Here is a 20,567-nt window from a genome sequence, read left to right as displayed (position 1 = left end):
TTCCAATAAGTCAGGTAAATCATTAGGAAATTGTTTTATGGATGCCAGATTTTCGCCCCGAGAACGCTTATCTACTGAAAGCCAGAGCTTCTCGGCACAACCAATGGGTGTGGACAACTCTGCACTCTGCGCTTCTTCAGGCAACGCCAGCTCTCCTTATTCGCCCGTTGCCGCTGCGGAAGTAGAACCGAAAGTAAACAGAAAAATAGCTGATGATGCAGATTTTTATTATATCTGCGATTCTTCCATGGGATATCGCTGTGAACGTACCCTGGAAGAGCGGGATATTCAGGCACTTGAATCATTGTATCCGAACCTTTTTGTAAAGGTGGATAATGCTATTGATAGAGCACTTAAAACGGTCGATAAAAATGAAGAGTGTCTCATTTATTGGGTTTCGCTCGATATTGAACATTTTCAGCTCTATCCCGAAGCATTACAACCAATAGCAGAATATCTCTATAATCAATTGGAAGAAGCACCCTTCTCAGAAAATAATCAAAGATACGGTTCGGGCTTTAATATTGAAGTAATGCCGTATGGATTATTCAAAAGTAAGTTTTTCAGTATTAAGGAAAGTATTAATGGTGATCAACAATTATTTGTTGATCACGACGGCTACAAAAACATGCTGGAAAATAAGAAGCTGGTCTCCGCTTTCCATGATCTTACTTTTGGTGATAAAACCCCTGAGGAAAAAATTGAAACTTTGAAAATGATATTTCCTCCAGATCAACCGGATGGCCAACAAGTTACATTTGAGGAGTTTCGTATGAACGCGCTTGCGCTCATGGGCGACGATTTTAAGCAGGCCCAACAACGTGCTGTTGAATCGGGTATGGATCCATAAGGGAGCTGATACTCCCCGAATTTTATAAATTCCTCAAGGCATCTGTTAGCTCATGGCTGTTCGTCAGCTCACGGCTGTCTAACTGACGATTCAGTGGCAACAGCGGTTGGCTCGGCTTTTTGGAAGTTGGGGTGCACAACCGCTCGCAGAACCGTTTTATCTTCAAAATAAACGGTCATGTCCTGGTATTGCCACTTGGTAATAGCAGGTTTTCCGACCGTTTCAGAGACTTCAGGTGATCCCAGACGATCCCTGACGGACTCCATGCTTTGACCTCTTTCCGGCAACAGAACCGTGCTGCGAAGTTCAGCCGACTGACTGCCAACGGGTACTGCAATCGAGTCACCGGCTTCTGCTGCAAAAGCATTCAGATTGAGGCTGCCAAGACCCAACAAAGTCATGGAAAGGGCTAATGACGGTAGTGATAATAAATGTTTCATGACAGGCATATTTTTCTCGCTACTTTCTTTTCTTGCTACTTTCTTACTTTCGTGGGTCGGGTGCAACAGCTCTGCTGCCCTGATTATCGTTCTGGGAAACTGTAGCTTTTGCAAGGAAATGCAAACAGCCTTATTCGTGCCGGGCTGTTGGGGTTATAATAGCGAACTTTACAATCATTGGCGCCTCATAAAATCTAAATGTTCAGACCATTACCGTTTTTTGTCGGCCTCAGATATACCCGGGCCAAACGAAGGAATCACTTCATTTCCTTTATTTCATTGATGTCAATGGTTGGGCTGACCCTGGGGGTCTGCGTTCTGATCATTGTCATGTCTGTCATGAACGGTTTCGATCGGGAACTGAAACAGCGCATTTTGGGTATGGTTCCCCATGCTACCATTACTTCGGCATCCGGCGGCATGCAGGATTGGCAGGATATTCTTGAGCAGGTCTCTGCCCATGAGGGGATTGTTGCCGCTGCTCCCTTTGTCGATGGTCAAGGTATGCTGACCAGTGGCAGCGAGGTTCGGGGAGCGATGCTGTATGGGATTGATCCGGCCTTCGAAAAGGAGGTGTCTATTGTCGATCAGAATATGGTGCAGGGATCTCTCGACAATCTGAAAGCCGGCACGTTTGGCATAGTGCTGGGTGAGATCATGGCTCAGTCCCTTGGGGTGACGACCGGTGATAAGGTTACCATGGTTCTGCCTGAGGCGAATGTGAACCTTGCGGGTGTTTTCCCCAGACTCAAACGTTTTACAGTAGTCGGTATCTTTGCAGTAGGCGCTGACGTGGATGGCAGTCTGGCCTATATCAACATTCAGGATGCTGCCCGATTCATGCGAGTATCGGAAGGTGTTGAGGGCATCCGTCTGAAAATGGAAAACCTGTTCGCTGCCCCCAAACTGGCTTGGGAGGTGGCTGTTCAGCTGCCGGGGCGTTACTACGTGCAAGACTGGACTCGTACCCAGGGGCAACTGTTTCAGGCGATCCAGATGGAAAAAACCATGGTAGGCCTGCTTTTGACGCTGATTGTTGCCGTAGCAGCATTCAATATCGTCTCTACCCTGGTGATGGTGGTGACTGACAAGCAGTCGGATATCGCTATTCTGAGAACACTGGGAGCCAGTCCGAAAACCATTATGGGTATCTTTATGGTACAGGGGTCTCTCATTGGTATTGTGGGAACATTATTGGGGGTTGTGCTCGGTGTGATTGCCGCATTGAACGTTTCTGAAATCATTTCAGCTCTTGAGTCCTGTCTGGGTATCCAGTTCCTCAGCCCGGACGTTTATTTTATCAGTTATCTGCCTTCTGAATTGCAATGGTGCGATGTTGCTGTCATCAGTATTGCAGGTCTGTCCATGAGTTTCCTGGCCACTTTGTATCCCGCCTGGAGAGCCTCTAAAACCCAGCCAGCAGAGGCACTTCGTTATGAATGAGTCCATCAACGCCGTATTAGAGTGCAGGGCACTGGCCAAAAGTTTTGATGAAGGCCCTGAAAAACTGGAAGTATTGAATGACTTAAACCTGGTGATCGGTCCTTCGGAGAGGGTCGCGGTGGTTGGCAGCTCTGGCTCAGGGAAAACGACATTACTGCAATTGTTGGCCGGACTGGATCGTCCTTCTTCGGGTGAAATCAGAGTCTGCGGCCATGAGCTGGCAACGATGAAAGAAGCAGAGCAGAATGAACTGAGAAATCGCCACCTGGGCTTCGTCTACCAGTTCCATCATCTGTTACCTGAGTTCACCGCTCTGGAAAATGTCTCTATGCCGCTACTGCTGAGAAAGAAAACACCCATCAGACAGATCAGGGAAAGAGCCGAACAGTTACTGGATGCCGTGGGGCTTGGGGCAAGGGCCAAACATAAGCCCGCAGAATTGTCAGGAGGAGAACGCCAGCGCGTAGCCATTGCCAGAGCCCTGGTTACTGAACCTGATCTGGTGTTTATGGATGAACCAACGGGTAATCTTGATCCTAATACAGCAGAAAAAGTGCATGATTTGATGGCCTCTCTCAGCAATGAGTTCAAGACCAGTTTTGTTGTGGTAACCCATGACATGAATCTGGCCAGACAGATGGATAGAGTCTTCCGACTGGATTCCGGAACGCTGATCATCGCTTCTTAAGCCAACCTGTCAACAGCCCGGAAAAATTATTCTGCTGTTCCAGATGGGTTGTGTCCACTGGCATGGTTACTGCGGCTTTGATAGCATGGGGCAAATGGCAATATTGTGGTTTGCCCCTGCTTTTGCTAGCAAGCCATCTCGATACTGAGTACCATCTTTCTGTATTGTCGTCTTTCAATCCCTCATATTCCCAATTGGTAGAGATCTATGCATTCCTATTTGCTGGCTGGTGACCACGGTATTCCTCTGACTCTGGTGGAAACTTCAGATTATGATCGCTGGTTTGATGAGCAGTCAGAACCTCTACAGAACTGGCTGACCTGCACAGACTTCAAAGGAGAGGGCATCAGTCTGATTCCCGGTGAAGAAGGTGTCGTGGATCAGGTTATTGTCGGTGTTGAAGATCTGTCCAGCCACTTTATCTGCGGAAATTTGGTCAATCAGCTGCCAGCTGGGGACTACAAACTTCAGGGCGATGAAAACCTTCTTAAACTGGCCGCATTTAGCTGGGGGCTGGGTGCTTATCAGTTCGACCGCTACAAAAAAACTGAACAGAAAGAGCGTCCAAGATTGATTCTGCCGAGGCAGGCAGAGGTTTTAGAAGCCGAAAAATTTGTTAAAGCGATGGCCATTGTTCGTGATCTGGTGAACACTCCGGCTGGCGATATGATGCCCGAACATCTGGGTGAGGCCGTAGAAAAGCTGGCCGAAGAGTTTGGTGCCAAAGTCAGTCAGACGGTAGGTGATGAGCTGTTGACTCAAAATTATCCCACCATTCATGCGGTCGGGCGCGCCAGCAGTCACGCACCACGGCTGATTGACATGACCTGGGGTGACGGGAAGCATCCCTTGATCACACTGGTGGGTAAGGGCGTCTGCTTCGACAGTGGCGGTTTGGACATGAAAGGTGCAGACGGTATGCGTCTGATGAAAAAAGATATGGGCGGTGCCGCTCACGTCATCGGACTGGCGCGCCTGATCATGGACTTTAACCTGCCTGTTCGTCTGAGAATGCTGATTCCAGCCGTTGAAAATGCGGTTGCCGGAAATGCCCTGCGTCCCGGAGATATAGTGAAAACCCGTCAGGGTTTGACGGTAGAAATTCACAATACCGATGCCGAAGGTCGTCTGGTTCTGTGTGAAGCACTGACGGAAGCCAGTACCGAAAATCCTGACATGATTGTCGATTTCGCCACTCTGACCGGAGCCTGTCGTGTGGCTCTGGGTACTGAGGTGGGGGGCTTTTACACTGACGATACGGCCCTGGCCTGTGAACTGATGCAGGCGGGTGACAAAACGGACGACCCAATCTGGCGCATGCCCTTGCACAAGGACTACAGGTACATGCTCAACAGCGAAATCGCTGATATGACCAACTGCGCCAAGGAGCCTTATGGAGGGTCTATTACTGCAGCTCTCTATTTGCAGGAGTTTGTCGGCAAGGGCATTCCCTGGGTTCACTTTGATATCATGGCCTGGAATATTCGTCCTCAGCCCGGTCGCCCGCTAGGTGGAGAAGCGTTTGGGGTTCGTGCCGTGTTTGAAGTACTTCAGGATCGCTACGGTCAGTAATCAAATTCCCGTTGGCGAAAGCCACTCCTGATTGCAGGCAGTGGCTTTTATTATGGGTGGGTGTGTTCTGGCTGGCATTAAAATTACTATATAAAAATAGGTATTCGAAAAATTCTTCTGCTCTGCCACTAAGCCAATTCCAGTAACCCTATCGATTTGTATGATGACTTTGTCACCCCGAGTTTGACGTATACAGTTCTCTGCTGAATATTCGTCATTACAACCGCATTCGACGATTCAGGCGAATCTCATCGGGGCCAGATAATCACTTTACTGAAACTCTGAGATCGTCCCTGAGTTCATCGCTTTTCTCAAACCGGGTATGTCGACAGTCGTCAGGTATAAAACATCGGCGTTTCAGTAAAATTTCAGCACGTTTGTCAAGAATGGGAAAATCCATGAACCATTAACTTTTCGTTCCGTGCCCCTTTTTCTCTCGTCTATCCTCACTGCTCCTATTCATAGAAAACAAAGGATAAAACCATTAAAAGTTTACTCCTGCACGTATTGGTCGTTGTGCCTTTCGTTTGCCCGGTTGAGCCGCAGACCTACCGTTTTATCGTTCAGGTCAACCAGAATGGCGTTTCGACAAGCCAGAGTTTTTCTATCAAAACTGAGCCGGGCACATTATCTGCAATGCCAATGACCGATGGGAGGCTGATGCCAAATGAATCATCACACATTACCCGCACAGACGGATATTCAGGGTCAGGCACGTTACCCGATGACAAACCCTCTTGGCGAAACAAACTTCAGATCATCACTTTGATGTACGGAACGGGCGGCGGAAACTATTCCCGGACAACGGGGTCAGAGAATCATGGTCAGTCATTCAACAGACATTCAGAAAAATCGCACTCACTATACGACAACGACCATAATGATGAAAATTCGGGTCGGCCCACGGGCTTCCGACATAGCCTTGACGAAAATTGCCATGAACAGCCCTGTTGTCATCGACAAAGACGCTGTATCTTCGCTCCCTCCGCAAGTACTCAGTGTCGTTCAACCTCAGACGACTCTTTCGCTTGCAGAACAGATGTTTATTTGCAGACAGGCGATAAGACATCTGGCTCGGTAAGTCATCCTGCTGAAGGCCCGACCGTTGTCTCAGGTACTCACAGCACAGCTGCTCGATCATTAAAATTAAATCCACCTCCTGTGAAAAAACAAAGGAAGGCAGGCTCCAAAAAATACCGATGTGATCACTCTGGCTGTGAAAAATCTCTTGGCTCTCAAGCCTCATTGAACACTCACAAAAGTCAATATCACAGCGGAGAGCGAACCTGCCCTGAGTGCCAGAAGACCTTACCAAACGCTCAAGTCCTGTCAGTTCACAAAAGAAAAGATCACACCCCGGAGCAAACTTGTCCAGAGTGCCAGAAGACCCTGCCAAACGCTCATGTCCTGTCAGTTCACAAAAGTCAATATCACAGCGGAGATCAAACCTGCCCTGAGTGCCATAAGGTTCTGTCAAACACCCAAGCCCTGTCGGTTCACAAAATTCAATATCACACCCCAGAGCAAACCTGCCCTGAGTGCCAGAAGGCTCTGCCAAACAAGAAAGCTTTGTCGGAACACAAAAGTCGATACCACACCGGAGAGCAAACCTGCCCTGAGTGCCAGAAGTCCCTGCCAAACGCGAAAGCCCTGTCGGATCACAGAAAGCAACACCGAAAACAAAAGTTTGATGATGCACAGTCAAGTGATTGATTTTTTCGGTTTGTGCAGCCCTGCACGACGTGTCCATGGCGCCAGTCGATCCACATACTATTTCGAATACCTCAAAAATACAGCTATTTATCTGAAAAGGAGAGCTATGACGGGATGCATTCATGCACGTATTCCCGGAGGCTATTTGTCTTTTACTCAAGGCGCAGCCATGGTTGGTGTTTGGTGCGTGGAGTCATACTTTCTCAGTCTGAAGCACATCCAGTACATTAATCCATAGAGCTTCATTGACCCCACTAATACTCCCCCCCAGGCTGCTGTCTGCCAGCATGCGATCAGAAGAAATCCTCCCAGACTGCCGCCCAGATAATAAGCAACAAGGTACAGAGCGGTAGCCGTAGCCTTGGCACGGGTGGCATGATGACTGACCCAGCCATAAGCCAGAGAGTGAACAAAGAATGCTCCGGAGCTGATCAGCAATAATCCGATAATGATTGTCGTCAAGGCCTGAAAACTGGCTATCCATAACCCACACATGCTAATAAATGTTCCGATCAACAGGCCTTGGGTGATGGTGTTTTGCTTACGCCAGTGCCCACTGAGTCGGGAAGAAATAGTGCCGCTCAGGTAGCAAAGAAAGATCAGTGCAGTCCAGCCCACAGGAAGAGAGTGGGGGGGAGCAATCAGTCTGAGACCCATGACAGTGTATAAATTGACGAACAGGGCAAAGTTTAGGCCACCAATTAATACAGCCAGTAACAATTTTGGATTATGCAGGTGCCCGGCAATAATACGGGTAGCTCCTTTAACACTGACCCCGGATTCTTGCTGAAAATGAACCGCTCTGGGCAATAACGCGTAGACAGTCAGAGCACATAGCAGACTGAACAGTGCCATGGCCGCAACGGCTGTCTCCCAGTTCCACTGTTCGGACACCAATCCCCCAAAGATACGGCCACTGATACCTCCCAGGGAGTTTGCGCTGATATAAGTGCCGACAGCCATCACGAGGGCGTTTTGGGTGAATTCTTCTGCCATGTAGGCCACTGCTACGGCAGCAAAACCTGCCAGAGCGACGCCCAGCAGTGCTCTGGCAACAATCATAACCGTCAAGCTGTTTGAAAGGAGTATGCCCAGTCCTGTCAGAGGTATCAGTGCCAGGCTAATCATCATCACAGGGTAACGTCCCAGCTTTTCTGAAAGAATGGCCCAGGGCAACAGTGACATTGCCAGACCGGCCGTACTTGCTGCCAGCAGGCCATTGGCCTTGAGCACAGATATCGAGAATTGATTAGCCATGACAGGAATCAATGGCTGAAACAGATACAGGTTACAGAATATCAGGAATGACCCCAGTGCCAGGGCAAAGGTGGCTTTTCGATAAGAGGGCGTGGCTAGATCAATCATGTTATTACTGCTACCTGAATGCTGAACTATATATTTTACAAGTCAATTTCTTGTGAGCTTATAGATTTCTGGAATGCTAATTTCTCTTTATTGAACCATGCTGTTGATTCACAATCCCATCCCGGAATAAAAAAATCTTCTGTGCAGTGTACAGCATCAAACTCAGTCGCTACTCGTTCCCAGTCTATATAATTATCATCTTCTGCATGAGGGAAGTTTTTTAATAAGTATTCATATTTTTCAGTGGAGTCAATATTAAATATTTTTGCTGTTTCTGAAACCTTAAATTGAGCAGCACTGGTTCCTAACCAAAAATTCAATCCATTTTCCCTGCACCATTCTATCCATGCAGTTGTACTTTTACCTTTTGGTATAAATACCTGGAATGAATGATAATCGTCAGTTGTTGTAAGTTGATTTGAAAACGCAGTAGCTTGGGAGCTTGTTGGCTCAGAGGGCTGAACAGGAGGTAAATTCATAGTAAATTCCTTATAGTTATTTATTCTTAGAGAGTTCATTCACCATAAAGTTCATAACAATCCGGCAACCGTGTCTGACAAATTCTTCCCGTTCGTTCCCGGGTTCTACCCCTCCACCTCACTCAGCTTTGCCTCACGGTTAAAGCAAACGTTGAATTTGAAGCCAGTGTGAGAATAAAGTTATATGAAGACAACCTTGCTATGTGCCTCTGCCGGAGGCTCGTTGCGCAGAGTGAACGCCAGGTCTGCTCTCTACCTTTCTCTGAGCCGCTAAAATTGGAAATTGTGATGGTCTGGCGAAAAAAACGGTTATCTGTCTCTGGCTGATTGAGCCTTCAAAGAGTTAGTAAGAGAGAGGTGCGTTATAAAGTCCTGATTCTTTCCATATGATCCAAATTCGCTAATTATGCGTAAACGCTCTAACATTGGGTTTTGAGACCTTAATTAATCACCGAAGAAAGGTGTTTTGTATGTTAAGAGTACTCTATCGTCTGCCTGACCTCTCCTTCGCCCAAAAGTTGAACGATCTTGCAGAAGCTGAAGGGGTTAACCACAACCGGATCCACATCGCTCACAAAGATCATCTGGCTACGCAAAAAAAACATCTGAATGATCTGTCCTTCCTCGAGGAATACGACACTGTCCACTCGGGTGGACGAGGGTTTCTCGTGGGCATCCTGCTGACAGTTCTGACCGGACTCTCGGTTCATGAGTTAACGGAGGGACATCCCGTTGCCTCAGTCGTTACCTTTTTCTCTTGCCTGGTGGTACTGGGTTACTCCACCTGGCTGGGAGGTTTGATCGGAGCTTCCAGTGACAACTTCAGGCTTCAACCTTTCCATGATCACATAGAGCAGGGTGGAAGTGTGGTCATGCTGGATGTTGAACCTGACTCCCTTTCAAAACTGATGCATGTGATTGCACAACACATCCCTGAGGCGGAACCGGCTGGCAGAAGCCAGAGGTTAGACAACCCATTTAAGGGATCATGGATTCTCAAAAAACACTCGTGAGGCTAGCTTATGAATCTGAAAACGCTGACTGCCATTGTTCGCCGGAAGCCGACCCACCTGGAATTGATCTCGGCTGAGGGTGACATCTATCTATGCCGCATTAACGATAAGGAGTGGCTTACCGAGCGTGCCGAAAAAAAACCCAAGGTCTTTCACAGCATCTTTGAGGCCAAATACACGTTAGGCAAATATCTGTCGGATCAGCTGGATATGGTCATGTCTACAACCTACGACGAAATGATCAGCTCAGGGGATTACCGCGAAGGTAGAACTATTCGTCATGGGCTTTCAAAAATTGATCGATAGCCTCGCACCAGCGATCACTTGATCGATCAGGTAACAGGCCCTGATCTCGTAGATCCAGCCTGAACTCCACAACGGAACGCCACTCCGGAGAGCCGAGATCAGGGCCGTGACCCATGGAGTCACCAGTGAATAGTATCGACTCTACAAACTCATACCAGCTTTCGGAACACATCGACTTTTTTTCTGACCCTTTAAAAGCAGAACACCCCGTCAGAAGCAAGCCGATGGTTAACCCTGTCAGAAGATAGTGTGACTGCATCACTTCCTCCCTCCATTCAGCGCCATAGTTGGATGATTAGTGTCAATAACACACTGATGATAATCATTGAGGTGACAGGAATGAAGACCTGAAAGTCATTACTCTTCCAATGGAGGTCACCGGGAAGGTGACCAAACCATTTCAACAGCCCTGGCGCAAAATGCAGAATCAGTCCAAGGGACACCAGAACCAGACCCACGAAAATCAACAGCTTTACCATGGTAACGGTTTTGCTTGGCAATATAGGATTTCAGAATAGGATAAAATGTCCGCTTTAGTCGATCAGACCCGCTTCACGGGCCTCAATGGTGAGGGTCTCGCGAAAGTCCGGATGAGAGATTGCAATCAGGGCCGCAGTACGATCTTTCAGTGACTTGTTGTGCACGTCGGCAACACCGTACTCTGTCACAATGAACATAGCGTCACTGCGTGGTGTGGTCACCGGAGTTCCGGCGGGCAGGGTCAGTTGAATACGGGATTCCAGACCGTTTTTGCCTTTGAAAACAGACGACAGGGCGATAAAGGACTTGCCACCTTTGGACATGCCTGCGCCGCGGACAAAATCAAGCTGACCACCTGTGCAGGAAATCTGGTTCAGGCCAACACCTTCAGCCGCAATCTGTCCCGTCAGGTCGCACATCAAAGCACCGTTGATGGAAATGAAATTATCCTGCTCCGCTATTTTTTCCGGCTTGTTCAGGGTTGGCAGGGGCATGACGTGGGCGTCGTCGTTGTTATCCAGAAAATCCAGAAGTTCACGACTACCGACGGCCAGTCCGTAAACCAGTTTGTTTTTGTCAATGGTTTTATTGCTGTTATCAATAGCGTCTTTTTTAATCAGGTGCAGCAGAGAGTCCGTCATCATTTCCGAATGCACGCCCAGGTTCTTTTTATTTTCCAAACCATAGGCAACCGCATCTGACAGTCCGCCAAAACCAACTTGAATGGTATCACCATCATTAATGTAAGGCAGAATGTGGCTGGCAATACTCTGTTCCAGTTCGCTTGGCTGTGCCTGGGGCGCGAAGGGCAGTTCGTGGCTGCATTCAACCAGTTTGTCAACCTGATCCACATGGATAAAGTTACTTTCACCTTTAAGGTAAGGTACCTGATCGTTGACAACTACTATAACCTTTTCGGTACTTTCAACAACGCTGTCGCCTAACAGGGCACCAATATGACCCAGACTCATAAAGCCATTTTCATCAGGCCGGGAAACTTCCATCAGCAGAACATTTGGCTTCATGATGTTTTTCATAAAGCTCTGTGTCTGCGAAAAATGCACAGAATTAATCTTTATATTGCCATGAGGTCCCAGGAATTTTCTTTCCAGTGGCCCGGTAAACAAGCAGTTGTAATTAATGTGGCCTTTAAATTCTGCCTTGAGAAAATCAAAAGGAAACATTAATAGTGCGCCGTATAATTCAACGTCTTTTAATTCATCTTTACGATGGCAAAGCTGTTTGAGAACCGGAATGGCAATACCATTGGCACCACCAATCCAGACCCGGTCCCCGGATTGGATTTCATTGGCCGCATCGTCCAGGGGTGAACATTTACGATCGTAGGTAGATTGCCAGTTTTTGATATCAAATTGAGCAGTCACGGTGACTCCTTTTTTGTCTGCTAATAGTGACCCATTTGATGAATGCCCCGTAAACATTGGAAACGCAGGGTCTTGTTTGAAAACGATAGGGTCTTCACTCTACATCAATGGCCCACTAAAAACTTGACAGGGCGCGCCATGTACTTGTTTATTACCGACTGTGACTAAATGAGTTGATTTGAATCATATTTCGAACTGTTTCAAGACTAAACGCCCGAGGCTTGGGTATTTCGGTACTGCCTTGGTGACATACCTGTCCAGCTTTTAAATGCCCTTGAAAAGCTGCTTAAATCGCCAAATCCTAACTCATAAGCGACAGTGGACAGCGGTGTGTCACTGGACTCAATCAGGGCAATGGCTTTTTCATGGCGTATTTTGTTAACCAGCTCCCGGTAACTCAGCCCCAGCTCTGACAGTTTTCTCTGGAATGTACGACTGCTGATATTCATTAGGCCGGCCATTTTAGAAGTGGCCGGCGGAATAAGCGGGCTTAGTTCCAGCAGTGAGCGACTGACTCTTAAAACGAGGTTTTTTTGTTCAATCATTAACAGTTTTTTCTGTACCAGTGATTCAGTTGCCTGAAGTAACTCCGGGTCACTGGTCCGCAAAGGCAGATCCAGCGCATCGACACTGAATTCTATTCGATACTGAGACATGGAGAATTTCAGAGTGCACTCCAACTTGTCCTTGAGTTTTTTATGGTATGTGGGTTGTTCAAATGGCAAGTGTATCGTTATTTCAGTTTCATGGTCCCAGCGTATTACCCTGGCAACCGCTGACACCAGGGCCATCATGCCGTGTTTGGTCAGGTTGACCTGTTTATCGACAGCGTCATTGTCAATTAATAATAATGACGCTGTCCCGGCTGCTTCATTGAAGATGATTCGCGTGGTTGTCGTGATCAGTGACTGATAAGTTTCCAGTTTTTCAATTCGTTGCCTGAGTGATGCAGAGCTCCATAAGACAATACCCAGTGATTTGAAATCAAGCGGTTGCAGTGAAAGCCCCAGATCGACAGGCAACAGGGGTTCATCCGTCTGCTCTACGGCCCAGTAAAGCAACTTGCGAGCGCCATCGACAGGGATTGGCCTGTCGCAGTATGACCCGCTTTCAAGAGGAATATTAAAATGCTCGGGAGGTAATGGACTGACCCCATGTTTCTGTAGTTGCAGATTAATCAGGTCAAACCATCGTCCACTGACCGTTCCGCGGTATTTATTAATCACTTCCGATGATGAATCGGTAAAAGATGTTTTACGGCGCATAAATTTCTGGTTTGTTGTAAAGGCGTGCTGAGAACAAGCAAACTTGGTGGATTAACCTTCCGGCATGGCCTCGCGGTCCAGCGACAAAAGGCCCGACTGAACGAGCTGGAGTGCGGGTACCCGTGTACGCAATGATGATAATGTTTGCATCACTGCTGTTCAGCATTTTCAATGCCTGTTGCAGATTATACCGCTCAAAAACAGACTTGGAACTGATCTTTTCCTCATTCCAAAAGAGTAGTATGTGTCCTTGGATCTTGATGGATTACTTATGCGGCAGAAGACAGTGTCGCAGAACGAATATACGTATTTCTTATCGTGAAAAATATTTCATCCCTGAGTGTGAAGAAGAATTGTTTCAGTTGTTCATGGCTGATTGATGTAATTTACTGACAAATGTCTGGGGGAGCCCCTTCTTATTACCGTTTAATCCACAATGGCCTGTGGTCAGAGATTCTCTATTCTCAATTTTGTGTTCAATAAACAAATGGGTAAAAAAGCAGTTTTCAAAGCCGGAAAACAATGGAAAAAGCTTATTTTTCAGCCCCGAGACAAAATGTCAGCAGAGTTGAGGGGAGTATTTGAATGTCCTTTAAAATGACCATTAGGCCAGCTGGCGGAAAAATAAGAGTGAACTTACTCTATGGATTAAAGGTCTAATTAATTGACACATATCAATACTGCAGTGGGGCTGATCCATTAGGTTTGCACACTCGATTTGTGCGAATTGCTTATAAAGTGATCACCCGATTGGTGATTTCCGTACCGTGAAAGGGTCTTTCAGACAGATGACACGCTATGGAAGTTGGAATGATCAAACAGCCTGGAGCTGGGGGTTTAGCCTTTCCCTGATTGTCACCTGATGATCAGAAAGGGCGCGAACTCTATTATAAATAAAGTAGGTACAGTATGGGTGAAACTCAATCTCTATTCGAACGCATGGCCAGCACGAGCCTGGTGCTGAGGATTCTCATTGGTATTGTGCTGGGTGCAGGCCTGGCGGTCGTTGCTCCCGATACAGCTCTTTCTTTCTCTGTTCTGGGCTCTTTGTTCGTCGGTGCTCTCAAGGCCGTAGCGCCGGTTCTGGTTTTTATGCTGGTGGCTGCCTCTATTGCCAACCAGAAAAAAGGTCAGCATACCAACATGAAACCCGTGATTGGCTTGTACCTGATTGGTACTCTGGCTGCTTCTCTGACGGCTGTTGTCATGAGCTTTGCCTTTCCGGTCACTCTGACTCTGGTCACCAATGAAGCCAGCGCCAATCCTCCACAGGGTGTTGGCGAAGTACTGAACACCCTGCTGTTCAGCATTGTCCAGAACCCTGTTGAAGCCCTGATGAGCGGCAACTTTATCGGTATCCTGGCTTGGGCCGTTGCTCTGGGTCTCGCGCTGCATCGTGCTTCAGATACCACCAAACGTGTGGTTCACGACCTTTCCGATGCGGTATCCAACGTCGTTCGCTTTGTTATCCAGCTGGCACCTTTTGGCATTTTCGGTTTGGTAGCCAACACAGTAGCCAAGACTGGTTTCTCTGCCCTGGCTGAGTACGGCCAGCTGCTGATGGTTTTGATCAGCTGCATGTTGATTATTGCGCTGGTTGTAAACCCACTAATCGTGTTTGCCAAACTGAAGCGCAACCCATACCCGCTGATTTTCCAATGTCTGCGCGAAAGCGGTGTAACCGCATTCTTTACCCGTAGTTCTGCTGCCAACATTCCAGTGAACATGGAACTGTGCAAAAAGCTGGATCTACATGAAGATACCTACTCGGTATCCATACCTTTGGGGGCGACCATCAACATGGCAGGCGCTGCTATCACCATCACTGTGATGACCCTCGCCGCAGTTAACACTCTGGGTATTCAGGTAGACATGCCAACCGCTCTGATTCTAAGTGTGATCGCTGCCATCTCGGCCTGTGGCGCTTCCGGTGTTGCAGGTGGCTCTCTGCTGCTGATTCCACTGGCTTGCAGTCTTTTCGGGATCTCTGCCGATGTGGCCATGCAGGTGGTTGCTGTCGGTTTTATCATCGGCGTTATCCAGGATTCTGCTGAAACCGCTCTAAACAGTTCAACCGACGTTGCGTTCACTGCTGCAGCATGCATCTCTGCTGAAGAAAGCGGTCAGGTCGTTCAGGTGACCCGGGAGGTCAATGCCTGAGACTGAAGTACTATCCAGTCCATAAAAACCGCCAGCTGATCCTGGCGGTTTTTTTTATGATGAAACAATCAGGAAGCTCTGAGATCGAATCGGTCAAGATTCATCACTTTGACCCAGGCGGCAGCAAAATCATGAACAAACTTCTCGCCAGCATCGGATGAACCGTAGACTTCAGCCACAGCACGCAGTTCGGAGTCAGAGCCAAAAATCAGGTCTACACGGGTTGCACTCCACTGACTGGCACCGGTTTTACGATCATGACCTTCAAAAATATCTTCATCCACAGACGTCGGTTTCCACTCAGTATTCATATTCAGCAGATTGATGAAGAAATCATTGGTCAGTGCATCTGTTTTAGAGGTAAAAACCCCATGCTGACTCTGGTCACTGTTGGTATTGAGAACACGCATGCCTCCAATAAGCACCGTCATTTCAGGAATGGTCAGGGTCAACAGCTGAGCCTTGTCGATTAAAAGTGCTTCAACAGGTACATCTGTGGTTTTTTTCTGATAGTTTCTGAAGCCGTCTGTCATGGGCTCCAGTAGCCGAAAGCTCTGAACATCCGTTTGCTGCTGTAAAGCATCCATACGACCAGGGGTGAATACCAGTTCAATATCGTGGCCAGCATTTTTAGCAGACTGTTCAATGGCTGCACAACCGCCCAGAACAATCAGGTCGGCCAGGGAAATCTTTTTATTACCTGATTGAGAGCCATTGAACGCTTGCTGGATATCTTCAAGTTGCTGCAGAACACGTGAGAGTTGTTCTGGTCTATTAACCGCCCAGTTTTTCTGCGGCTCAAGTCGGATTCGAGCGCCATTGGCACCTCCACGCATATCCGAACCTCTGAAGGTTGAGGCAGAAGCCCAGGCGGTTGATACCAGTTCGCGGATGGAGAGGGTCGAATCGAGAATCTGCTGCTTAAGTGCCTCCTGATCATCTTTATCCACCAGTTCATGATCAACAGGTGGAACGGGGTCTTGCCAGATCATCACTTCGCTGGGCACTTCCGGACCCAGGTAGCGTGCTCTGGGCCCCATGTCTCTGTGAGTCAGCTTAAACCAGGCGCGGGCAAAGGCATCGGCAAACTGATCCGGGTTTTTATAAAAGTTTCTGGATATTTCCTCGTATGCTGGATCAACCCGGAGCGACAGATCGGTGGTTAGCATGGTGGGCTGATGACGTTTTGCTGGTTCATGAGCGTCAGGAATGGTGGCTTCACTGTCCTTGGCCATCCATTGATAAGCTCCGGCCGGGCTTTTGGTCAGTTCCCATTCGTATTTAAACAGATTTTCAAAATACAGGTTGCTCCACTGGGTAGGCTGGCTGGTCCAGGTGACTTCAGGACCACCCGTGATGGTATCACCGGCTTTACCGCATCCATGGCTGCTGCTCCATCCCAGTCCCTGTTCGGTGATGTCTGCCGCTTCGGGCTCAGGACCAACCAGAGAAGGGTCACCCGCCCCGTGAGATTTGCCAAAAGTATGACCACCAGCAATCAGGGCAACGGTTTCCTCATCGTTCATGGCCATGCGGGCAAAAGTACTGCGAATTTCCATAGCAGCGGCTTTCGGATCAGGGTTGCCATCGGGGCCTTCGGGGTTAACGTAGATCAGGCCCATCTCGACCGCGGCCAGTGGCTTTTCCAGGTCGCGTTCACCGATGTGGCGCTCATCACCCAGCCAGGTTTTTTCGTTGCCCCAGTATATGTCTTTTTCTGATTCCCAGATATCCACTCGTCCGCCGGCAAAGCCAAAGGTTTTAAAGCCCATGGCTTCGAGGGCTACATTGCCTGCGAGAATCATTAGGTCGGCCCAGGACAGTTTTTTGCCATATTTCTGTTTAACAGGCCAGAGCAAACGACGGGCTTTGTCGAGATTGGCATTGTCCGGCCAACTGTTGAGCGGTGCAAAACGCTGGCTACCTGTGCCTGCACCGCCCCGGCCATCAAGGGTCCGGTAGGTTCCGGCACTGTGCCAGGCCATTCGTACAAAGAGAGGGCCATAATGACCAAAATCTGCTGGCCACCAGGGCTGGGAATCAGTCATCAGTGTTTCCAGGTCAGTTTTGACTGCTTTGAGGTCCAGAGTGTTGAACTCAGCCGCATAATCGAAATGCGCGCCCATCGGGTTAGAGGCATCACCGTGTTGTCGGAGAATTTCCAGCTGTAACCGATTGGGCCACCAATCCTGATTGGAAGTGCCGCCGCCAGCGGTATGATGCAAAACCGGACATTGACTAGCAGACATACAGTGCCTCCGATTCATTCCTGCAGTGATGTAGATCAAACTTCTTAAGGTCAAGATAGCCGCTTGAATGCGTCAAAGAAATTGTGTGATTACGATGAGGCTACCCAAATGCAGTTGGATTTTAGCCAAGGGGTATGGTGACTAGAAGTGTAAGAGCCATTGGCTGCGTACGCAAATGATAAGGTGATTGCTTACGAGACAGGCTTTCAGTCCCAGTCAATCATTGCTCAATAAGTTCTGGATCAATGATCAAAGTTCCTGAGCAAGCTGAATTGAGTGAGGCGTGAAGCCCTGCGATCAAATGTCCGGGTGGCTTTACATTGAAGCTGGTTATGATGACCAATCATTGCATCGGCAAAATCGTAACCGTTGGTATAATCATCAAGGGCTTTGAGCGTGGCCTGATAATCCTGCGTCAGGCACTTTTGCAACTGAATAACGGCTCTTAATTTCTGACATTGCTGACCTGGACTGACTTGATAGTAGTGAGTGAGTACCCAGGCACTTTCTACTTCAGTTCTGCATTATGAACGCCGCCAACCACCATCAGCAAGTCAATGGGAGGGTGGTTATAGAATCCATAGTCAGGATTCACGCTATATCCGGCGCGGGCAGAAACAGTTTCACCAGTCTCTCTTATCAGAAAGACATTAAAAGGCTTGTGGTCTGCACAGACCCGACTGGCTGTTGAAAATACTTCAAAAGAACCGGAAAAATCCAGTACTTATGCATTGTCGTATATATAAATGGCAATGTTCATGGATTCTTATTCTTGATTTGGCTACTAATGAGTTTCCCGAATATAAAGAGATCTGAACAGTGGGGCAAGCTACAGAGCAGAGATACCAGACTCCTCTCAGCTCTGAATGTTGTTGGCTTTAATGCTCTGATAGCTCTAGCTGGCTTTGGGCCAGCGAAATCCTGTGTTTATCGAGGTTTTTGATCAATCAAGGTGAGCGCCGATGATCTCAGCGCCTGCTGCATTTGATTTCAAACCCTGTCTGTTGATACCAGGTTTTTGTCTGAATTTCGCTCCAAAAAGGACATCAGTTGTTCTTTATTCGGATTTGCGAACATGCTAAACAAGATGTGTTCACAGGTCTTTCCTGAAATCAAACTCATCTTTTCAACTTTGTGTTGTGACCAGAGGTTCTATGTGCTTGCCCTGAAGGGATTTAGAAAATGTAATGGATACAAAAACTGACATCAGGATCGGCTTCAAGAGCCCATTGATGTTTACCCTTGACAGGGACAAACACCAGATAGGTATCAGTGTTGCTAAAGCCGAAGCTTTTGGACATGGACTGTCATTCCCCGATTAGCTTGGTCGGGCTCAGGTAAGAACCAGCATTCAGTTGTCATTGACTAGATTGTAATTGTTATAATATAACATAACAAATTAGGGTGTACTCACCTGTATATTTACCTCAACCGGAACTATCCGTCATGACTCAACTCCCCGTCACTGTGCTGTCAGGCTTTCTTGGCGCAGGAAAAACTACTGTACTAAGCCATATTCTGAATAACCGCCAGGGTAAAAAAGTGGCCGTTATCGTTAACGATATGAGCGAAATCAATATTGATGCAACTCAGGTTCAAAACGAAGTGTCGCTGAGCCATCAGGAAGAGAAGCTGGTGGAAATGAGCAATGGCTGCATTTGTTGTACCCTGCGTGAAGATCTGTTGCTGGAGATCAACAAATTGGCCCGGGAGGGGCACTTTGATTATCTGGTGATTGAATCCACCGGCATTTCCGAGCCTTTACCCGTCGCTGAAACCTTTACCTTTGCCGATGAAAAGGGTAAATCGCTTTCTGATGTCGCCACGCTGGATACGATGGTCACAGTGGTGGATGCAGTGAACTTCCTCAAGGATTATGACGAGGCCAAATACCTTCAGGATACCGGAGAGTCTCTGGGGGAAGAGGATGAACGCAGTGTTGCTGACTTACTGGTAGATCAAGTCGAGTTCGCCGATATACTGTTAATCAGCAAAACCGATTTGATAGAACAGCGCGAGCAGGAACGTTTGACTGCGATCCTGAAAACACTCAATACCAATGCCCGAATCATTCCCATTACTCATGGTCAGGTAAATGTTGACGATGTATTAAACACTGGGCTGTTTGATTTTGAGCGGGCACAATTAGCGCCGGGCTGGCTTAAAGAAATGCGCGGCGAACATGTGCCGGAAACGGAAGAATACGGCATTGGAAGTTTTAGTTACACCGCTCGCCGACCCTTTCATCCGGAAAAGTTTTATCAGTTTCTCCACACGGCAAGAGACTATGGAAAACTGATTCGATCTAAAGGGTACTTTTGGTTGGCCACTCGTCCGGAATTTGCAGGCCAATGGAGTCAGGCTGGTGGTATCGCGCGCTATGGTTTTGCAGGGATGTTTTGGAAAGCTATCCCGAAAGAGAACTGGCCTACCGATGAAGATTACCTTGCCTCGATTAAAAGTAACTGGGTAGATCCCTTCGGCGATATGCGGCAGGAGCTTGTTTTCATCGGTCAGGCTTTAGATCAACAGGCCATTACTAAAGCCCTCGACGATTGCTTATTAACAGAAGGCGAGGTTCTCAAAGGTAAAGAGCACTGGGCAACTTTGAGTGATCCTTTTCCTGACTGGGGAGAAAATCAATGAGCTCAACATCACCAGGGCAATGCCCGTTGACTGAAGATCAGATTAAACAGGCTGCCGAGTCTGACTACATGAATAGTGAGCAACTGGATTTTTTCAAGCACCGACTATTGGTGCTTCACGAATCGACGGAAGCTCGAATTCAAGAAGCCAAAAATCAAATGGCCAGCCCACCAGAGTTGAATGATGATAGTGACAGAGCATCTTGGGAAGAAGAGTGCAGTACTTCTTTGCGTATTTTAGAACGAGAACAAAAATTACTATCCAAGATCAGACTGTCACTGCAGCGTATACGATCAGGTAGCTACGGTTATTGTCTTGAGTCGGATGAACCCATAGGCATACCTCGTCTTTTAGCAAGACCCACAACAGAATACTGTGCCGAAGTGAAAGCCCGGATTGAATACAAGGAGCAGGTGTACCGAGACTGAGGGTTTCGGTAGTTGTGGAGTGGAGAAGATGGTAATTCGGCCTATAGTGATTGCAGTGAAACTCTATTTCATTCATATGGAGGCT

21 protein-coding genes are annotated in these 20,567 nt (G+C 47.8%); 12 read left to right on the top strand and 9 right to left on the bottom strand.

What is annotated here, in order from left to right; translation table 11 throughout:
* The first annotated feature begins 37 nt into the window (after positions 1 to 37).
* A complete protein-coding gene (locus tag KBW69_RS12535) occupies positions 38 to 850 on the top strand; it encodes a hypothetical protein (protein ID WP_257274189.1) in 813 nt (270 codons plus the stop codon).
* Positions 851 to 918: 68 nt separating this feature from the next.
* Here the strand turns inward: KBW69_RS12535 and KBW69_RS12530 are convergent, their stop codons facing one another.
* Complete coding sequence (locus tag KBW69_RS12530; RefSeq protein WP_257281082.1) at positions 919 to 1,356, bottom strand: hypothetical protein; 438 nt, start codon at positions 1,354 to 1,356, stop codon at positions 919 to 921.
* Positions 1,357 to 1,488: 132 nt separating this feature from the next.
* Between KBW69_RS12530 and KBW69_RS12525 the strand changes: the two genes are divergently transcribed.
* From KBW69_RS12525 to KBW69_RS12510, 4 genes are all read left to right on the top strand, one after another.
* A complete protein-coding gene (locus tag KBW69_RS12525; protein ID WP_257274191.1) occupies positions 1,489 to 2,733 on the top strand; it encodes a lipoprotein-releasing ABC transporter permease subunit in 1,245 nt (414 codons plus the stop codon).
* On the top strand, positions 2,726 to 3,421 hold the full coding sequence (locus KBW69_RS12520; protein WP_257254160.1) for an ABC transporter ATP-binding protein: 696 nt from the start codon (positions 2,726 to 2,728) through the stop codon (positions 3,419 to 3,421). The genes KBW69_RS12525 and KBW69_RS12520 overlap by 8 nt, the downstream gene beginning before the upstream one ends.
* 207 nt (positions 3,422 to 3,628) lie before the next feature.
* Positions 3,629 to 4,993, top strand: coding sequence for a M17 family metallopeptidase (locus tag KBW69_RS12515; protein ID WP_257254159.1), 1,365 nt, complete (start codon positions 3,629 to 3,631; stop codon positions 4,991 to 4,993).
* 516 nt (positions 4,994 to 5,509) lie between these two features.
* On the top strand, positions 5,510 to 6,706 hold the full coding sequence (locus KBW69_RS12510; RefSeq protein ID WP_257281081.1) for a C2H2-type zinc finger protein: 1,197 nt from the start codon (positions 5,510 to 5,512) through the stop codon (positions 6,704 to 6,706).
* Between the two features lie 156 nt (positions 6,707 to 6,862).
* Here the strand turns inward: KBW69_RS12510 and KBW69_RS12505 are convergent, their stop codons facing one another.
* The gene (locus KBW69_RS12505; RefSeq protein WP_257281080.1) at positions 6,863 to 8,071 is read right to left on the bottom strand and encodes an MFS transporter; all 1,209 of its coding nucleotides are present in this window, start codon (positions 8,069 to 8,071) and stop codon (positions 6,863 to 6,865) included.
* A gap of 35 nt (positions 8,072 to 8,106) precedes the next feature.
* Complete coding sequence (locus tag KBW69_RS12500) at positions 8,107 to 8,550, bottom strand: hypothetical protein (RefSeq protein WP_257275838.1); 444 nt, start codon at positions 8,548 to 8,550, stop codon at positions 8,107 to 8,109.
* 470 nt (positions 8,551 to 9,020) lie between these two features.
* Between KBW69_RS12500 and KBW69_RS12495 the strand changes: the two genes are divergently transcribed.
* Together KBW69_RS12495 and KBW69_RS12490 are read left to right on the top strand one after the other, a co-directional pair.
* On the top strand, positions 9,021 to 9,563 hold the full coding sequence (locus KBW69_RS12495) for a hypothetical protein (RefSeq protein ID WP_257275836.1): 543 nt from the start codon (positions 9,021 to 9,023) through the stop codon (positions 9,561 to 9,563).
* Positions 9,564 to 9,572: 9 nt separating this feature from the next.
* A complete protein-coding gene (locus tag KBW69_RS12490; RefSeq protein ID WP_257255361.1) occupies positions 9,573 to 9,869 on the top strand; it encodes a DUF6482 family protein in 297 nt (98 codons plus the stop codon).
* Here KBW69_RS12490 and KBW69_RS12485 read toward each other — a convergent pair.
* From KBW69_RS12485 to KBW69_RS12470, 4 genes are all read right to left on the bottom strand, one after another.
* Positions 9,835 to 10,128, bottom strand: a complete 294-nt coding sequence (locus tag KBW69_RS12485; RefSeq protein ID WP_257255362.1) for a hypothetical protein — start codon at positions 10,126 to 10,128, stop codon at positions 9,835 to 9,837. The two genes, KBW69_RS12490 and KBW69_RS12485, sit on opposite strands and share 35 nt — an antisense overlap.
* 16 nt (positions 10,129 to 10,144) lie before the next feature.
* A complete protein-coding gene (locus KBW69_RS12480) occupies positions 10,145 to 10,348 on the bottom strand; it encodes a DUF2905 domain-containing protein (RefSeq protein ID WP_257255363.1) in 204 nt (67 codons plus the stop codon).
* A gap of 54 nt (positions 10,349 to 10,402) precedes the next feature.
* Complete coding sequence (locus tag KBW69_RS12475; RefSeq protein ID WP_257281079.1) at positions 10,403 to 11,734, bottom strand: acetyl-CoA hydrolase/transferase C-terminal domain-containing protein; 1,332 nt, start codon at positions 11,732 to 11,734, stop codon at positions 10,403 to 10,405.
* Between the two features lie 206 nt (positions 11,735 to 11,940).
* The gene (locus KBW69_RS12470; RefSeq protein ID WP_257281078.1) at positions 11,941 to 12,999 is read right to left on the bottom strand and encodes an AraC family transcriptional regulator; all 1,059 of its coding nucleotides are present in this window, start codon (positions 12,997 to 12,999) and stop codon (positions 11,941 to 11,943) included.
* Positions 13,000 to 13,908: 909 nt separating this feature from the next.
* Here KBW69_RS12470 and sstT point away from each other — a divergent pair.
* Positions 13,909 to 15,159 (top strand): serine/threonine transporter SstT, encoded by a 1,251-nt coding sequence (sstT, locus tag KBW69_RS12465; protein WP_257281077.1) that lies wholly within the window; start codon positions 13,909 to 13,911, stop codon positions 15,157 to 15,159.
* Positions 15,160 to 15,227: 68 nt separating this feature from the next.
* On the opposite strand, the gene katG is transcribed toward sstT, so the two are convergent.
* Both katG and KBW69_RS12455 read right to left on the bottom strand, forming a co-directional pair.
* Positions 15,228 to 17,408: a catalase/peroxidase HPI gene (gene katG, locus KBW69_RS12460; protein ID WP_257281076.1), complete on the bottom strand. Its 2,181-nt coding sequence runs from the start codon at positions 17,406 to 17,408 to the stop codon at positions 15,228 to 15,230.
* Between the two features lie 242 nt (positions 17,409 to 17,650).
* A complete protein-coding gene (locus KBW69_RS12455) occupies positions 17,651 to 17,839 on the bottom strand; it encodes a hypothetical protein (protein WP_257275830.1) in 189 nt (62 codons plus the stop codon).
* A gap of 95 nt (positions 17,840 to 17,934) precedes the next feature.
* Here KBW69_RS12455 and KBW69_RS23795 point away from each other — a divergent pair, with 95 nt between their 5' ends.
* From KBW69_RS23795 to KBW69_RS12435, 4 genes are all read left to right on the top strand, one after another.
* Positions 17,935 to 18,099, top strand: a complete 165-nt coding sequence (locus KBW69_RS23795) for a hypothetical protein (RefSeq protein ID WP_257281075.1) — start codon at positions 17,935 to 17,937, stop codon at positions 18,097 to 18,099.
* A gap of 496 nt (positions 18,100 to 18,595) precedes the next feature.
* Entirely contained in the window at positions 18,596 to 18,730 is a 135-nt protein-coding gene (locus KBW69_RS12445) for a hypothetical protein (protein WP_257275827.1), read from the top strand.
* Between the two features lie 124 nt (positions 18,731 to 18,854).
* Positions 18,855 to 20,054 carry a zinc metallochaperone GTPase ZigA gene (zigA, locus tag KBW69_RS12440; RefSeq protein ID WP_257275826.1) on the top strand — a complete coding sequence of 400 codons (1,200 nt, stop codon included), beginning with the start codon at positions 18,855 to 18,857 and terminating at the stop codon, positions 20,052 to 20,054.
* The gene (locus KBW69_RS12435; RefSeq protein WP_257275825.1) at positions 20,051 to 20,482 is read left to right on the top strand and encodes a TraR/DksA C4-type zinc finger protein; all 432 of its coding nucleotides are present in this window, start codon (positions 20,051 to 20,053) and stop codon (positions 20,480 to 20,482) included. The genes zigA and KBW69_RS12435 overlap by 4 nt, the downstream gene beginning before the upstream one ends.
* The last annotated feature ends 85 nt before the right edge of the window (positions 20,483 to 20,567 follow it).

This window comes from Endozoicomonas sp. ISHI1 (assembly GCF_024606225.1).
In the GTDB taxonomy this organism is placed as follows: domain Bacteria; phylum Pseudomonadota; class Gammaproteobacteria; order Pseudomonadales; family Endozoicomonadaceae; genus Endozoicomonas_A.
The sequence above is the reverse complement of the archived record's forward strand: the minus strand, read 5'-3'. Positions and strand labels throughout refer to the sequence as shown.

Bases quoted from the DNA above. Each gene is read 5' to 3' on its own strand.
- KBW69_RS12535 (WP_257274189.1), top strand. From the start codon at position 38: ATGGATGCCAGATTTTCGCCCCGAGAACGCTTATCTACTGAAAGCCAG.
- KBW69_RS12525 (WP_257274191.1), top strand. From the start codon at position 1,489: ATGTTCAGACCATTACCGTTTTTTGTCGGCCTCAGATATACCCGGGCC.
- KBW69_RS12520 (WP_257254160.1), top strand. From the start codon at position 2,726: ATGAATGAGTCCATCAACGCCGTATTAGAGTGCAGGGCACTGGCCAAA.
- KBW69_RS12515 (WP_257254159.1), top strand. From the start codon at position 3,629: ATGCATTCCTATTTGCTGGCTGGTGACCACGGTATTCCTCTGACTCTG.
- KBW69_RS12505 (WP_257281080.1), bottom strand. From the start codon at position 8,071: ATGATTGATCTAGCCACGCCCTCTTATCGAAAAGCCACCTTTGCCCTG.
- KBW69_RS12500 (WP_257275838.1), bottom strand. From the start codon at position 8,550: ATGAATTTACCTCCTGTTCAGCCCTCTGAGCCAACAAGCTCCCAAGCT.
- KBW69_RS12495 (WP_257275836.1), top strand. From the start codon at position 9,021: ATGTTAAGAGTACTCTATCGTCTGCCTGACCTCTCCTTCGCCCAAAAG.
- KBW69_RS12490 (WP_257255361.1), top strand. From the start codon at position 9,573: ATGAATCTGAAAACGCTGACTGCCATTGTTCGCCGGAAGCCGACCCAC.
- KBW69_RS12485 (WP_257255362.1), bottom strand. From the start codon at position 10,128: ATGCAGTCACACTATCTTCTGACAGGGTTAACCATCGGCTTGCTTCTG.
- KBW69_RS12480 (WP_257255363.1), bottom strand. From the start codon at position 10,348: ATGGTAAAGCTGTTGATTTTCGTGGGTCTGGTTCTGGTGTCCCTTGGA.
- KBW69_RS12470 (WP_257281078.1), bottom strand. From the start codon at position 12,999: ATGCGCCGTAAAACATCTTTTACCGATTCATCATCGGAAGTGATTAAT.
- sstT (WP_257281077.1), top strand. From the start codon at position 13,909: ATGGGTGAAACTCAATCTCTATTCGAACGCATGGCCAGCACGAGCCTG.
- katG (WP_257281076.1), bottom strand. From the start codon at position 17,408: ATGTCTGCTAGTCAATGTCCGGTTTTGCATCATACCGCTGGCGGCGGC.
- KBW69_RS23795 (WP_257281075.1), top strand. From the start codon at position 17,935: ATGAACGCCGCCAACCACCATCAGCAAGTCAATGGGAGGGTGGTTATA.
- KBW69_RS12445 (WP_257275827.1), top strand. From the start codon at position 18,596: ATGGATACAAAAACTGACATCAGGATCGGCTTCAAGAGCCCATTGATG.
- zigA (WP_257275826.1), top strand. From the start codon at position 18,855: ATGACTCAACTCCCCGTCACTGTGCTGTCAGGCTTTCTTGGCGCAGGA.
- KBW69_RS12435 (WP_257275825.1), top strand. From the start codon at position 20,051: ATGAGCTCAACATCACCAGGGCAATGCCCGTTGACTGAAGATCAGATT.